Raw genomic sequence first — 15,527 nt, forward strand, 5'->3', positions numbered from 1 at the left:
TCCTTATCCTGTCGGCCCGAACCAATCGGACATTTGACTTTCAGTTATCCCCACTTGACTTCTTCGATTCCCTCTTACTCTTGAGGTAGGGGTATTACTGCCAGTTAGATGTGGGATAAAAATGAATACAACAGTAGATATATATTTTCCAATTAAAAACCCCGAAATATAAAAATATTACGGGGTTTCTTCTTCTTCTTCATATTTTGGATCAGATATAATAATTTCTACTCTTCGATTTTTTTCCCAGTTGTCAGGATTATCATTACTAGCTACTGGCCGTGTATCTCCATATCCAACCGCTATAAAGCGAGCAGGATCCAATCCATTGCTATCTGTTAAAAAACGAATGACGCTGCTTGCGCGCGCTGTGGATAGCTCCCAATTCGATGGATAGCGGAAATTGTTAATCGGTCGGCTATCTGTATGTCCTTCTATTTTTACTAGATTAGGCATACTTCCAAGTAAAGTACCTACTTTATCAAGGAAAGGATGTGCACTTTCTAAAATTGAAGCATCACCAGTTTGAAATAGCACTTGCTCTTGCAGAACTAAAACAACACCGCGTTCTGTTCTTGTTGCAACTGCTACCTCCTCAAGATCATGCTCAATCAAATATGCTTGGACACTACCTAATAGACGTTCTAAGTTATCAGCGTCTTCCTTATCCTGCTGCTTTTTTTTCTTCTCATCATCAATAGCATCAGGCAAAGGTGAAGCTGAATCCTGCTCGAGAATAGATGGATAATGATCAAGAATTTGCGACTGCCGCAATGATTCGGTTATTTGCTTAAATTTAACTGCGTCAACTTGCGAAACAGAAAAAAGGAGAATGAAGAACACTAAGACTAGTGTAATCAAATCGGAAAATGTTACCATCCATTTTGGAGCACCTTTTTCCGGCTTTTTTGGCACAGGTCGTCTATATCTCATTTTTAACAGCCCCCTGGCGTTGAGCTGCCATTTGGATATGATCCTCCCTGGATAAGAAAGCACTTAATTTTTCTTCAAGGATTTTCGGATTTTGACCTGATTGTACACCAATAATCCCTTCAACAATGATCTGTTTCCAAAAAACTTCTTTTTCCGTTTTTAATTCTAGCTTTGCTGCCATTGGAAGGAATAATAAGTTCGCTAATAAGGAACCATAAAAAGTCGTTAACAAAGCAATTGACATGTTAGGACCAATATTCTCTGGGTCGTTCAGATTTTTCAACATTAAAACAAGTCCAATTAATGTCCCAATCATTCCCCAGGCAGGTGCAAATTCACCCGCTTTTTCCAGTAAGCTTCTGCCCTTGCGATGACGTTCCTCCAATGCTGCAATTTCAGCATTCATGATATCGATAATCACATCTTGTTCGATGCCATCTACTGCTAATAGAACGCCTTTCTTAATAAATGGATCATTTACTTTCTCTAATTCAGTCTCCAATGCTAGCAAGCCTTCTCGTCTTGCTCTTTCTGACAAAGTGACGAAAGTTTGAATTAATTCACTTAAGTCTTCTTCTTCATGCCTAAATGACTGTCTCATCACCGTAAAAAGCTGTTTTAGTTCTTTAAACGGAAAACTTATCAGCATTCCAGCAATCACTCCTCCGAATACAACTAGAAAAGAGGAAAAGTGAAGGAAAGAGATAAATCCAGCTCCTCCCCCATTTGTTGCAATCCCAAACGAAACAAAAACTAGTCCAACAATAATCCCTAATGGTGTTAGAACATCAAGCTTTTTCATCATAACTCTCCCTAGATACGCCTGTATTTCCTCTCGAGAGGTAGTTCAAAAAGTTCGAGAAAAATGCCTGTTGAATTTCTTCTAATCTTGTTTCAGTTCTAGCCGTTCATAGCGCAAGCTCGCTCTTAAAATGAAAACTTTCTGCAGAAGATCGTCTTGTACTCATGTCTTCGGCTATTCAAGCTTTTTTCCTTTTGCATTAATCTGGTGCGAGGATTAATTACAAAAGGATCTACAACTAAAAAGCGAACACGCTCTACGAACAACGCAGAAGTCATGAATTCTAGCAAGCCAGCTTATCACGACTTATTTTCTCGAACTTCTCGGCCCTTTTTCCTTCTTTTTGGACACACGCTCTAAGTTATATATCGGACGATTCATTATTTCGTTGAGCTTCTTTGTTCAATTCGATGTGGCAAAATGACAATTTTTTCTTCAACCTCTTCTTTATTCATTAATTTCGTTAATAACCTCATTCCAACTGCGCCAATATCATAAAGCGGTTGAATAATAGAAGTAAGCTGAGGACGAACCATTAAAGCCAATTTTGTGTTATCGGATGTAATTACCTCTAGCTGTTCAGGTATTTGCAGGCCATCATCCTGAGCGCCGTGTACAACACCTATCGCCATTTCATCATCTCCGACATACACCGCAGTTGGTTTGTGATCTAATTCACTTAGCTTTTGCCAGCAATCTACTCCAGATTCGTATGTATAATCCCCTTCTAATACATATTCTTCTCGGTAAGAAATGCCTGCTTCTTCCAACGCTTCTTTATAGCCTTTCAGCTTCCAGTCTTTATTAATCGTATCGTGGAAAGAACCACTAACGAAAGCAATGTCTTTATGCCCCTTTTCAATAAAAAGCTTGACAGCTTCATAAGCAGCTTGTCGGTAATCGATATTAACAGAAGGGATCGTTTTTGAATCCTCGACAGAACCAGCAAGCACTACTGGAACGGGTGACCGTTCAAATTCAGCGACATGCTCAGGAGTTATGTCTCCTCCCATAAAGACAAGCCCATCTACTTGTTTTCCAAGCATCGTGTTTAATAAATGCAATTCTTTGTCTTTGTTCTGATCAGAGTTACTTAAAATAATATTATACTTATACATTGTCGCAATATCTTCGATTCCTCTTGCAAGCTCTGCGAAAAAAATGTTGGAAATATCGGGAATGATTACTCCAACAGTCGTTGTTTTTTTGCTTGCGAGTCCACGAGCAACAGCATTGGGACGATATCCAAGCCGATCAATTACTTCCATCACTTTCTTTCTTGTTGTTGGTTTTACATTTGGGTTTCCATTTACTACCCGTGATACAGTTGCCATTGATACGTTTGCTTCTCTCGCTACGTCATAGATTGTTACGTTCATCAAGCTGGCCACGCTCCTGTTCCTCTTTCTTTTTTTATCTTTTGATAAGGGTTTTAGACCCTTGCTTCTGAAGTGGTCTAATCCAATAAATTGTGATTCCCGCGATGTTTAAGTGTAACTTAAAAGAGTTCACTTCTTACTATTTTTAATCAGTTAGACAAAAGTATACATCGTGAACGGAATCCCTTGTATGCGTTTTTAAAAAAAGGGAAACACCAAAGAATGAAATGCTAATAAGCAAATCGATCTACTTTGCACTCCCACAGCTAAAGTCATAAAATGATTGAATGAGCGAACGTCCACAGTTTGCTTTTGTTTTAGACATTTTCAAAATGATCATCCTACCATCACACTGACTTCACCATAGATTCATATCATGAAACAACAAGATAAAAGCGCTATACATAATTGAATTATCACATTTTTCAGCGCCTCACTTACCTTGGTAGTTGTTGGTTCAAATATTAAAAAAAATCGTTTCCCTGCACCTCTATTTATCATACGATACGAACAAGCATCACGCAATCCATTATCTTTAGAAAATAACGCTTCAAGAAGAAAATATGCAAGTATTCTATATCATAACGATAAAACAGATTTATCTTTTCGAAAGGGAAAATAATGTCCGTTCAATTGATGGAGAAAGTTAACCGATTTCCTCAAAAATAGGAGCTGTCCTTAAACAATGGACAGCTCCCACTAAAATCATATGAATAGGAAGGATCAAGAACGCATTTACGTTAAAGTGAGGGTTTGCTCTCATCCTCAAGCGCGATATCCTGTAGTCCCGAACCAATCGGACATTTGACTTTCGGTTATCTCCCACCTAGCGCTTCAATTCCTCTTACTTTCAGAGGTGAGGGGCTTACTGCCAGTTAGATGTTAGATAATTTTATCGTTGAGCATGTGCAAACGCTGGCTGAAGTGCTTCGAAAAATGCATCAAATTGTGCAAAATCCATTTGCTGTGCAGAATCTGAGAGTGCAACTGCTGGATCTGGATGCACCTCGGCCATTACACCATCCGCACCAATAGCTAAAGCTGCCTTTGCGGCTGGAAGCAACAAATCACGGCGTCCGGTTGAATGCGTGACATCCACCATAACTGGAAGATGTGTTTCTTGTTTTAAAATTGGGACTGCTGTAATATCTAACGTGTTTCTCGTTGCCCGCTCGTATGTGCGAATTCCTCGTTCGCATAAAATAATTTGGCCGTTCCCTTGCGACATGATGTATTCCGCAGCATTGATAAATTCATCAATTGTTGCTGACAGCCCGCGTTTTAACAAAACAGGTTTATTTACTGCCCCTGCCGCTTTAAGCAATTCAAAGTTTTGCATATTGCGCGCCCCAATTTGAATGACATCAATGTAGTCAAGCGCTTGTTCAATAGCATTTGGGCTGACAATTTCGCTAATAACAGCTAAATCATATTCATCCGCAACTTGCTTTAATATTTTTAAGCCTTCTACCCCAAGTCCTTGGAAATCATATGGAGAAGTTCTTGGTTTATATGCACCGCCGCGAAGCAGTTTCAATCCTTTTGCTTTCACTTGCTGTGCAACTTGTGCAACTTGTTCATATGATTCGACCGCACAAGGTCCAAAAACAAACTTCGGCACACCATTTCCAATAAGTTCCCCTTTTACGTTTACAACTGTATCTTCTGGTTTCTTTTTACGTGAAACGAGAAGTGCTTTACGATGATCATCCTTTTGAAGCTCTAAACCAGCCTTGAAAATCTCTTTGAAAATATGTTCGATAGTAGAATTTTCAAAAGGGCCGTCATTATGCTCCTTAATAAGATTTAACATACTTCTTTCCCGAACCGGATCATATCTATTTACACCTTGTGTTTCTTTGACTCTGCCGATTTCTTGAACCAATTGTGCACGTTCATTAATCATTTCCAAGAGCTTCACGTTCATTTCATCGATCCGATCACGCAAATTGTCTAATTCATGTTTCGTCATCTTTGTCATCCTTTCCTTCATCATCTTTGTATAGAAAGCCGTTTTAGGTCACCTAACTAAGTTTGTATCTGTTTATTTTACCCTCCCTTTATAAAAAGTAAAGCTTTTTTCTAACTATTAAGGTGAGTGAACACGTTTAAGATTGTTGAAACAGGGAAAATCAAATGATTATCCCCATCCGCTTTTATCTAAGCGTGTCTGAACTTAAAATGCTCTGATAAAACGGCAATACTTTTATTTATTACTTGATTTATGGTACATTTTTTAATATTAGGCCTTATTATAATCCATTCATTATAAAATGTCACTATATTTTTCTTTAATAATTGAACGCTTTTCTGTATTAAAGAATTTTGATGAAATCGCCTTTACTGATAAGAAAAATATAAAAGAAGGTGTATTCGTTTGGTAGAAAAAAGAAAAATATTTGCCCTTGATATTGGCACACGATCTGTTGTTGGCATTATCCTAGAGCAAAGTGGAAATGATTACCATGTTGCTGACCTTGTCGTTAAAGAACATCGAGAACGTGCAATGTTGGATGGACAAATTCACGATATTGTTGCAGTTGCCGAAACAATCTCTAAAATAAAATTAATGCTGGAAGAGACTCATGGAAAGTTGGAGAAGGTTTGTGTTGCAGCCGCGGGAAGAGCATTAAAAACGGAAAAAGCATGTGAATCTATAAAACTATCTAATAGAAAGATGATCACGAAAGAAGATATCCTTCAGCTTGAATTAAGTGCTGTTCAAAAGGCACAAGCAACAGCTGCTCAAAAAAATGCTGCTCAAAAAATTCATTATTATTGCGTTGGATATTCTGTGTTATTTTATCGTTTAAATGGAGAAGAAATCGGGAATCTCATCGATCAGCAAGGAGAGGAGGCCTCTGTTTCTATTATTGCTACTTTTCTTCCAAAAATGGTTGTAGATTCTTTAATCGCAGCTTTGCATCGTGCCGATCTTGAAATGGAAGCTTTGACGTTGGAGCCGATTGCAGCAATCAACGTATTGATTCCTCCTTCGATGCGGCGTTTAAATGTAGCTTTAGTAGACATTGGGGCTGGTACATCAGACATTGCGATTACAAATACAGGAACAGTGACAGCTTACGGAATGGTATCAACTGCAGGAGATGAAATTACAGAAGCGATTAGCGATCATTACTTAATGGATTTTCCATTAGCTGATCAAACAAAGCGCAACTTAATACATCAAGAAATGATCGTCATACAGGACATTCTTGGCTTAGAAACAGAAATTCCAAGAGCAGAGATAATAAAACAAATTTTACCTGCTATCGAGACGCTCGCAAGTACAATTGCGAAGGAAATATTCAAACTTAATAACGAGGAACCCCCAAAAGCTGTCATGCTTGTTGGCGGCGGAAGTTTAACACCTGCACTGCCCAAAAAATTAGCTACTTTGCTGCAGCTGCCTGAAAACAGGGTTGCTATTAGAGGTACTGAAGCCATTCAAAACTTAACAATGGCAACTACTATTCAGCAAGGCCCAGAATTTGTGACACCGATTGGCATTGCCATTGCTTCTCAGAAAGCACCAGTGCAATATGTTACTGTTTCTGTAAATGATATTCCTATTCGTTTATTTGAAATAAATCGGTTGACGGTAGGTGATTGTTTGCTCGCTGCTGGTATTAAGATTGCCCAGTTACATGGAAAGCCAGGTATGGCTCTCTTCATTACTTTTAATGGTCGAGACCTGACCATCCCAGGCGAACATGGCAGTGCACCATTTTTACAAAAAAATGGCCTAACTTGCAGCTTGGATGATCTTGTCGCAAATGGAGATCAAATAAGTGTAGTTAAAGGAAAGGATGGCAAACAAGCTACAGTAAAGATTAGCGAGCTGATCGATGAGCCACTCCAAAAAACAGTATACCTGAATGGTATACAACAGGAAATAAAAACGATATTGAAAAGAAATGGTCTCATTGTTGACATGGAGACATTGGTTCAAGATCGTGATACGATCGAGGTTTTCTTTCCAAAGACGCTCGAGGAGCTGTTAATCCACTTGGATGGCAATGACGTGCTTCAACAACTAACGCCTTTCCAAGTTACAATAAATGGGAAAGAAACGTTTTTCCCTGCATTTTCACACGCTTTAACTGTTAATGGAAAAGTAAAGAAACGTAAAGACCATTTTCATCATCTTGATTATATCGAGCTTGTCAAAGCACCTCCTTTAACTGTTGCAAAGCTTGCTGAGTTAAAACAGTTGAAATTAAGAGAGACAATGACCATTTATTTTCATGATCAAGAAATCATGTTAGAAAAAGACATCACCTATTTTTATCGCCGCGATGAGCTGCTTGCTCCAAATGACATTGTACATAAATATGATGATATTAGCATAAAAGCAGTGGAAGCAGCGCCGTTTATTTTCCAAGATATTTTTAACTACGTTGAAATAGAAATGCCTCCTGATGCCCAAGGACAATTTGAGCTTTTAAAAAATGGGGAAAAGTCAACTTTCTATGATCCTCTCGTCACTGGAGATCGTTTAGAAATCATCTGGCCGCTTGCGAGCCATACAAAGTGGAAAATGAAGACGGAGTAATTTTTTATGTCTATAAGACTTCCATCAGCAAGGACCTTTATTTTTTGTTTTCCTTGCTGATGGAAGTTTCTGTTTATCATCAAATATGATCACGCTTGATCGTTTACTGTTTGTACTTCTTTTAATTTCTCCTGTACATCATGTTCTTCTTCTGCCTTTATTTGCACATTTTCAGCTTTTTCAGTTGACTTGAACTGAATATTTTTTTGTAACTTTGCTGCTTTTTCTTTAAGATCATGGCTTTTTTCAACAGCAACATCACGAATTTTTTCGGTTTTTTCTTTCACTGTACCTGCAAACTGGTTGCCTTTTTCAACTGCTGTATCTTTTAATTGAGTTGTTTTTTCTTTAGCAGCCGCTGCCATTTCACTGCTTTTTTCAACAGCAGCATCTTTCCAATGATCTGTTTTCTCTTTCAGATTCGATACTTGTTCATTTATATCGCTTCTTAGTTCTTTTCCTGATTTAGGAGCTAGCAGTAAAGCTGTTGCTGCACCTACAATACCGCCTACTAAAGCACCAATTAAGAAATCTTTTGTGTCAATTTGGTTATTTTGATTATTTTTAGATTCATTATTAGCCATTTTAACGTCTCCCCTTATTTTATATGTAATCATGGTCTGTCTACGTTTTCATGCAACAAATATTTAATGCTCATACTCGTAGTGTTTGGCATTCTCTTGTTTTTTTAGCAGCTTTGCTTCTTTTGCTTCTTTTCGCGCCTGCCATTTTTCTTTTAATAAAAAAGCTAAGTTTCCCAACTCAACCACTTTTGCAATTTTATCTTCCTTGCCGGCCATATGTGTCGACACATATGAAGAAACTTTTTTTACAGATTGATTCGCTTCTTGAATGGTCGTTCCAACATCTTGAACCGCATAGACAACTGAATTAAGTTTCTCAGCCTTCACTTGAAAATCCTCTGCCAAGGCATTCGTTTTATGCAACAATTCAGTTGTTTCTGTTGTCACTCCGCTCAATTGCGACTCCAAGCCTGTCAATGTTTTAGAAACAGCATCTAAAGTCTGATTTAAAGACTTTAGCGTTTTTGTTACACTAATAACAAAAATGAGTATAGCGATTGCAATGAGAGCAACACTTAAATAAAGAATCAGTTTTATATCCAATCCTACACCTCCCTCCTGATAGAACCAACCGCTCATTCATAAATAATCGATCTAACTGGCTTGTCCAATACCAGTTTACACACCAAATAACAAACGCTGCCCAAAAAGTCCTATTAGCATCCTCATTGTTCCAGCGGAATGAGGAAATAAAAAAATAGACAGCTTAAGTTATATTTCGATAATAAATGCGTTTTTCCTGCTCATTATTACAATTTTTTTATGTTTTACGGCATAGTAAAAAGGCAGCCTAAATTGGTGCCTTTTTTGTTTTGAACCGTCATTTTTTGGGACCAGCCTTATCCTCCGGGCTCTTCCAATTTAGGCGAAGCATCCTGCCATCTGAATCCTAAAGTTATGGACGTCGATTAAAATTACTTATAGTGCTTTCTTACGTTTTTCATATAAGAGGCTTTCATAAGCATGCTGAAATTTTTGTACATCGCCTGCCCCCATGAAAATGACAACGCCATCAAGCAAGTGAAGTAATGGTGAAGTGTCCTCTTCCTTTAAAATCTTAGCCCCATTAATTTTAGTTTGCAAATCTTTTATCGATAGCTTTCCATGATTTTCCCTCGCTGATCCAAAAATATCACATAAATAAACAAAATCAGCCTCACTTAAACTCTCAGCAAATTCTGTTAAGAATGCTTGCGTTCTTGTAAAAGTATGAGGTTGAAAAATCACAGCAATTGGTCGATTAGGATATTTTTGCCTTGCTGCGTCAATAGTAGCTCTAATTTCTGTTGGATGATGAGCATAGTCATCTATAATCGTTTGCGAACCGATTTGTTTTTCAGAAAAACGCCGTTTAACACCTTGAAAAGTCTTTAATTGATGATGAATCGCTTCTGTTTCAAATTCCTCATAGTGGCAAATTGCAATAACAGCTAGTGCATTTAATACATTATGATCTCCATAAGCAGGGATTTGAAACGTGCTGTAATAATGATTTCTTACAAATACATCGAAAGTAGTTCCGGTTGTGTCCTTTACAACATTTCTCGCTTGAAAATCATTTTCGTCACCAAATCCATAAAATAAGACGGGAACCTTCGCTTGAATTTTTTGGAGCTGTTCATCATCTCCATAAGCAAAGATACCTTTTTTTACTTGTAGAGCCATGTCTTGAAATGCTGAAAAAACATCATTTACATCAGTAAAATAATCAGGATGATCGAAATCAATATTGGTCATGATCGCATAGTCAGGATCATAGGAAAGAAAATGTCTTCGATACTCACACGCTTCAAAAACAAAGTACGCTGCATCCTTTTCTCCTTTGCCAGTCCCATCTCCAATTAAATATGACGTTGGCCTTAAACCACTCATCACATGAGAAAGGAGCCCTGTTGTTGAAGTTTTGCCATGTGCACCTGTTACAGCAACACTAATAAAATTTTGCATAAAACTGCCGAGAAATTTATGGTAGCGAATGACTTCGATGCCAAGGCTCCTAGCTGCTTCAATTTCTTCATGTGAATCGGGAAATGCGTTTCCAGCTATAACCACCATGCCTGGACGCACATTTTCACGCTGAAAAGGCAAAATGCGAATACCCGAGTCCTCCAAGGATTGTTGAGTAAAAAAATACTTTTCTACATCTGAACCTTGCACTAGATAACCCATATCGTGAAGTATTTGCGCTAATGCGCTCATCCCAGAACCCTTGATGCCTACGAAATGGTATACCGTCATAAAAGAACCTCCAAAAATTCGTCTCTCATTTTTCGAAAAAATTATATTAACATATTATATATTGTTTCTTGATGCACTTTTTAGATTCCTGAGCATCAACATGTGAAAGTTTTCATCTATCAACTTGGACTTCTTATTTTTTTAGCTTGTTAACAGAATAGATGGTTCTTCCGCCCATTAGCTGTAGAAGAGAAACCGACTAGGGTATTGAAAGCCATTTTATAAAAAAGACATATGCTCATATGTAGTATATGAGATGGAGCGCAACTTGCTAAGATTCTTTTTAATCCTGCTCTTGCAAACAAGGTACGCTTCCATCTTTCTCTCCCCATTTTTTCACATTTATACATTATAGCATTTATTTACTCGAATGACTATTCTTCGTAAGATTCTTCACACTTACCATTCAACTTTTTCCAAACGAGGATTCGGGCGGAATTTCCTACCGGTTTTCGCCTGATGTTTCCCATTTAATAATACATTATCACCAGTAAAACCGATATTTATTTTTAATAAATTACTTCCAATTCCATACATATCTACTGGTACACCTTTACGTTCGAATTCCAAAATTCTTTCTTCGTTAAAGCCTCCAGAAGCAACAATTTTAACATGATCAAAATTTTCTTCATCAAGTGCTTTTCTTAATGCAAACATCAATTCTGCATTTACACCACGTGGGTCAAAAGTGCCGAGAAGCTGTTGATTTCTTAAAAAGAATTTGTCTATTAATGTCCTCGATGTATCAACACGAACCCCTTTAAGTTTTTCCCCAAAAACACGGGCGATTTTTAGTGAATCTGTAATGACATCATTATTATAATCTACCAAGGCAATTAATTCATCCTCAGGAAACGTTTCATGATATGCCTTTGTAGCGGCAACGATATCTCCATCAAATAGTTGGATAAGTGCATGAGGCATTGTCCCCATTCCTTGCTTTCCCCACCATTCATTCATAGCATGTGTTGCTTGAGCTGTTGATCCACCAATATAGGAGGCATATCCGTCCCCTGCCTGCTGTGTAAAATGATCATCACGATCCCCCATAAAAATGACTGGTTTTTGTTTTCCCGAAGTCCCTGCTGCTTTCACAACATTATACACATTTGTTGCGACAGACGTACGTCGTCCTAAAATACCGTCAATAATCCCTTCTAAATATCCGAAGTCTGTGTATTTACCAGTAATTGTAAGAACTGTTTCAAATGGACTGATTTTATCTCCATCTTTTAATGACATCAATTCTAATTGTTCTGGATGATCAGCAAAGGTTTTAATTAATGCAATGACCTCATCTGTACCACATAATACTGCATGATCCTTTTGAAAAAATTGCATTGTGACAATACTATCTGCTTTATACTTTTTAGCGATTTCGCTTGTTTTCAAAAAATAAACGGCTGAAAACCAGCCATCTTTCACACGTTCATCAAATTTAAAAGTTTTATTTGTTAATCGTTGAATCTTCCCTTGCAGCTTTAATTCTATTTCCTTCATTCCCCTAATACTCCTTGTGCACGCATTTTAGTAAAAACTGTAGAAGCACCGTTTCTTCTTCTCGATCTCAATTCGTCTCATTTTTGACACAAATACAGAATACCATGTTTTACACAATCCGACTAGACTGCTTTATTGCTTCGATATCCTCTTGAGAAACGAGTACATCCCGCGGCTTGCTTCCACGTGCTTCTGACACAACTCCATGTTCCTCAAGCAGCGTAATAAGACGTGCAGCACGATTATATCCAACACGAAAATGTCTTTGTAAAAGGGAAGTTGATGCACTGCCTTGATCAATAACAAAATCACAGGCATCAAAGAATAAATCATCCTCTTCTTCTTGCAGCTGGGCCCGTTTTAAAAGCTCCTCTTGTTGGAACAAATATTGTGGTTCTCTTTGCTCTCGAACATGGGCGATTACACAATCAATCTCTTCGTCTGTCACAAAAGTGCCTTGAAGGCGAACTGCTTTCGAAGAACCATTGGCTAAAAATAGCATATCTCCACGTCCAAGCAGTTTTTCTGCTCCGCTGATATCAATTATTGTGCGCGAATCTACTTGCGAGGAAACGGAAAAAGCTATTCTTGTTGGAACATTTGCTTTAATTAAACCTGTTATGACATCTACAGATGGCCTTTGTGTCGCAATAATCAAATGAATGCCGCATGCCCGAGCTTTTTGAGCAATACGACAAATCGCCTCTTCCACGTCTGCTGGCGACATCATCATTAAATCGGCTAATTCATCAATGACAATGACGATATATGGTAGTTTTTCACAAGGACGTTCTGCCTTCTCTGCTAATTCATTAAAACGCTGAATGTTTCTCACACTCGTATGTGCAAACAATTCATATCGTCTTTCCATTTCACCCACCGCCCATTTTAAAGCAGCTGTAGCAGCTTTCACATCTGTTATAACTGGGCTAACCAAATGGGGAATATGATGATAAGGCGCTAATTCAACCATTTTAGGATCAATTAAGAGCAGCTTTAATTCATCTGGTGTTGCTTTATATAAAAGACTGACTAATATTGAATTGATACAAACGCTTTTTCCTGATCCAGTTGCACCAGCAATTAAACCATGAGGCATCTTTTGTAAATCAGTGACAATAGGATGACCTGAAATATCTAATCCTAACGCAGCAGTCAATGGCGATTCATCCTGTTTAAAAGCAGAACTGGCAATGATTTCACGAAGAAAAACAGGACGGCTTTCTTTATTCGGGATTTCGATCCCAATCGTACTTTTCCCAGGAATTGGGGCTTCAATGCGAATATCCCTAGCAGCTAGATTTAATTTCAAATCATCACTTAAATTGGTAATTTTATTTACCTTTACTCCTTTTTCTGGTTGAATTTCAAATCTTGTAACAGATGGCCCTTGGCTGACATGAACTACTTTTGCCCGAACTTTAAAATTGGCTAATGTTTCATTTAGCAATTCAGTTTGCTCTGATACCCAATGATCGTCTACATCACTAGCTACTGGAGGATCAAGAAGTTCAAGATTTGGAAAAGTATATGGACGGTCTGGTACAATATGCTGATGTTGCTCTTCTTTTTCTACTTCAGGCAGTGCCTTTTTTTCCAGCTTGTCTTGAATAGATTGCTGCTGTTCCAGGTTTCTTTTATAAGCTTTCTTATCACTTTTTAACATCATTACATTAAATGGGAGCACACGAGTCGACTGAGTCGGTTCAGTAGTTGCTTTTGTATTATCATCTCGTTCAGCTGTTTGATCAGACACATGTACATTCGGCTTTAGCTGCTGAGCTGACTGTTGATTTGGTTTATGCAGCTCTAGTACAGCAGCTTTTTTTAGTTGATTGTTTTTTTCTTCTAAAACACGTTTATCACTTTTCAACATCACAACATTAAATGGAATCGACTGTTTTCGTTTAGATTCTTCTTTCTTTATCTGTCCATCAAGCAAAGTCGAAGCGGATGCATCATTTCTACTAGCGTCTCGTTCGTTATCTTTTGATAAAGCCGAATCTATTGCTGCTGCAGCCTCTATGTCTTGATTCACCACATGATCTGATGCATCTTCATCATGATCAGCATCTGATTGGAAACAAGTTTCCTGTATCCCTGTAGTTTCACTAAATGATGGTGTCATGCTATCTTTATGATCAGTTGCAAGTAAAGATGCTGGTTCAGCAGTAGATGACACTGGCGCTGACAAAGCTGACTCTAGCGATGATGAAATTGCCATGTCTTGATCTTGCATTTCTGGTCCTTTTTCAATATCTGTTAAGACTGCATCTGATTCATCTAGCTCCTCTTCCATAACAGGTGCTGAGGAAATGTTATCTTCATGAGCAGTTGCAAGTGATGATCCTTGTTCAGCAGTAAATGAAACTGGTGCTGACGGAGCTGACTCTAGCGATGACGGAATTGCCATGTCTTGATCTTGCATTTCTAGTCCTTTTTCAATATCTGTTAAGACTGCATCTGATTCTTGCTTCTCTTCCATAACAGGTGCTGAGGAAATGTTATCTTCATGAGCAGTTGCAAGTAATGATACTTGTTCAGCAGTAAATGACACTGGTGCTGACGGAGCTGACTCTAGCGATGATAAAACCGCCATGTCTTGATCTTGTATTTCTGGTCCTTTTTCAATATCTGTTAAGACTGCATCTGATTCTTGCTCCTCTTCCAAAACAGGTGCTGAGGAAATGTTATCTTCATGAGCAGTTGCAAGTAATGATACTTGTTCAGCAGTAAATGATACTGGTGCTGACGGAGCTGACTCTAGTGATGATAAAACCGCCATGTCTTGATCTTGTATTTCTGGTCCTTTTTCAATATCTGTTAAGACTGCATCTAATTCATCTTTAAAATACTCATCCTGCATAACTGGGGATGAGGAAATGTCATTTTCATCGTCAGCTACAATTGCCGATGCTGGTTCAGCAATCGATGAAAAGACTTTTGCATCATCATCTTGCCTGGATGACAAAGGTTGAGAAGTATTCGAAATATGGCTGTTCGTTTCCGCTTTGTTATTGAATTGATTGTTTTTTTGCGTTCTGTAAAAATCAGCAATAATATGATCTGCTTTTTTGATTATGTCACCATCAGACAATTCAAATTCGAGTGGATTTGCTTTTTCAGCGGGCTTCTTCTGAAAACCGAAGATTGGTGAAGCAACTTCTGTATTTCGAAATGGTGTTTTTGCTTGGTTAGCAACAGGTTTTCTTTCCGATTCTATCTTTATTTTTTTCTCTATAGATTGTTCATTTTGTCTTGGAGCATGTTGTTTTTTCGTAGTTTTTTCTAAATTTACAGCCCTTTCTGGCCTTAATCTTCTATCTTGTTTTTTATCTTCTATTAATGGAAACCTAAATTTTCCTTTAGGGTATTCGTAAGTGATCTTTGTTTCAATTTCTCGATATTTCCCTTCATATGTATTGCTATCTTTTTCATGTAAAGTCTCCTTCTTCATTTCGGAGCCCGTTATTTTTTGAAGTATATCTTTCCACCAATTCATATTATCACCCTATTCAATATACTCTTTTCTTATT

At 37.9% G+C, this 15,527-nt stretch carries 10 protein-coding genes; 1 reads left to right on the top strand and 9 read right to left on the bottom strand.

What is annotated here, in order from left to right:
* Window positions 1-177: 177 nt before the first annotated feature.
* The 4 genes from motS to J2S08_RS13475 form a co-directional block, all read right to left on the bottom strand.
* Window positions 178-933 (bottom strand): flagellar motor protein MotS, encoded by a 756-nt coding sequence (motS, locus tag J2S08_RS13460; protein ID WP_307230340.1) that lies wholly within the window; start codon window positions 931-933, stop codon window positions 178-180.
* Window positions 923-1,735: a flagellar motor protein MotP gene (gene motP, locus J2S08_RS13465; protein WP_307230342.1), complete on the bottom strand. Its 813-nt coding sequence runs from the start codon at window positions 1,733-1,735 to the stop codon at window positions 923-925. Before motP ends, motS begins: the two co-directional genes overlap by 11 nt.
* Before the next feature lie 380 nt (window positions 1,736-2,115).
* Window positions 2,116-3,114, bottom strand: coding sequence for a catabolite control protein A (ccpA, locus tag J2S08_RS13470; protein WP_307230484.1), 999 nt, complete (start codon window positions 3,112-3,114; stop codon window positions 2,116-2,118).
* 892 nt (window positions 3,115-4,006) lie between these two features.
* Window positions 4,007-5,086 (bottom strand): bifunctional 3-deoxy-7-phosphoheptulonate synthase/chorismate mutase, encoded by a 1,080-nt coding sequence (locus tag J2S08_RS13475; RefSeq protein ID WP_307230344.1) that lies wholly within the window; start codon window positions 5,084-5,086, stop codon window positions 4,007-4,009.
* Window positions 5,087-5,491: 405 nt separating this feature from the next.
* On the opposite strand from J2S08_RS13475, the gene pilM reads away from it, so the two are divergent.
* Window positions 5,492-7,669, top strand: coding sequence for a pilus assembly protein PilM (pilM, locus tag J2S08_RS13480; protein ID WP_307230345.1), 2,178 nt, complete (start codon window positions 5,492-5,494; stop codon window positions 7,667-7,669).
* An 89-nt stretch (window positions 7,670-7,758) separates the two neighbouring features.
* On the opposite strand, the gene J2S08_RS13485 is transcribed toward pilM, so the two are convergent.
* The 5 genes from J2S08_RS13485 to J2S08_RS13505 all read right to left on the bottom strand — a co-directional run bounded on the left by J2S08_RS13485 (window position 7,759) and on the right by J2S08_RS13505 (window position 15,493).
* Entirely contained in the window at window positions 7,759-8,253 is a 495-nt protein-coding gene (locus J2S08_RS13485) for a YtxH domain-containing protein (RefSeq protein WP_307230347.1), read from the bottom strand.
* A gap of 63 nt (window positions 8,254-8,316) precedes the next feature.
* Window positions 8,317-8,796, bottom strand: a complete 480-nt coding sequence (locus J2S08_RS13490) for a DUF948 domain-containing protein (RefSeq protein ID WP_307230350.1) — start codon at window positions 8,794-8,796, stop codon at window positions 8,317-8,319.
* Window positions 8,797-9,171: 375 nt separating this feature from the next.
* On the bottom strand, window positions 9,172-10,491 hold the full coding sequence (murC, locus tag J2S08_RS13495; protein ID WP_307230352.1) for a UDP-N-acetylmuramate--L-alanine ligase: 1,320 nt from the start codon (window positions 10,489-10,491) through the stop codon (window positions 9,172-9,174).
* A 399-nt stretch (window positions 10,492-10,890) separates the two neighbouring features.
* Entirely contained in the window at window positions 10,891-11,991 is a 1,101-nt protein-coding gene (locus J2S08_RS13500) for a nicotinate phosphoribosyltransferase (RefSeq protein ID WP_307230354.1), read from the bottom strand.
* A gap of 109 nt (window positions 11,992-12,100) precedes the next feature.
* Window positions 12,101-15,493 (bottom strand): DNA translocase FtsK, encoded by a 3,393-nt coding sequence (locus J2S08_RS13505; RefSeq protein ID WP_307230356.1) that lies wholly within the window; start codon window positions 15,491-15,493, stop codon window positions 12,101-12,103.
* Window positions 15,494-15,527 lie beyond the last annotated feature (34 nt).

The sequence above is a fragment of the Bacillus chungangensis genome, assembly GCF_030812995.1.
In the GTDB taxonomy this organism is placed as follows: Bacteria; Bacillota; Bacilli; order Bacillales; family Bacillaceae_C; genus Bacillus_CF; species Bacillus_CF chungangensis.

Bases quoted from the DNA above. Each gene is read 5' to 3' on its own strand.
- motS (WP_307230340.1), bottom strand. From the start codon at position 933: ATGAGATATAGACGACCTGTGCCAAAAAAGCCGGAAAAAGGTGCTCCA.
- motP (WP_307230342.1), bottom strand. From the start codon at position 1,735: ATGAAAAAGCTTGATGTTCTAACACCATTAGGGATTATTGTTGGACTA.
- ccpA (WP_307230484.1), bottom strand. From the start codon at position 3,114: ATGAACGTAACAATCTATGACGTAGCGAGAGAAGCAAACGTATCAATG.
- J2S08_RS13475 (WP_307230344.1), bottom strand. From the start codon at position 5,086: ATGACGAAACATGAATTAGACAATTTGCGTGATCGGATCGATGAAATG.
- J2S08_RS13485 (WP_307230347.1), bottom strand. From the start codon at position 8,253: ATGGCTAATAATGAATCTAAAAATAATCAAAATAACCAAATTGACACA.
- murC (WP_307230352.1), bottom strand. From the start codon at position 10,491: ATGACGGTATACCATTTCGTAGGCATCAAGGGTTCTGGGATGAGCGCA.
- J2S08_RS13500 (WP_307230354.1), bottom strand. From the start codon at position 11,991: ATGAAGGAAATAGAATTAAAGCTGCAAGGGAAGATTCAACGATTAACA.
- J2S08_RS13505 (WP_307230356.1), bottom strand. From the start codon at position 15,493: ATGAATTGGTGGAAAGATATACTTCAAAAAATAACGGGCTCCGAAATG.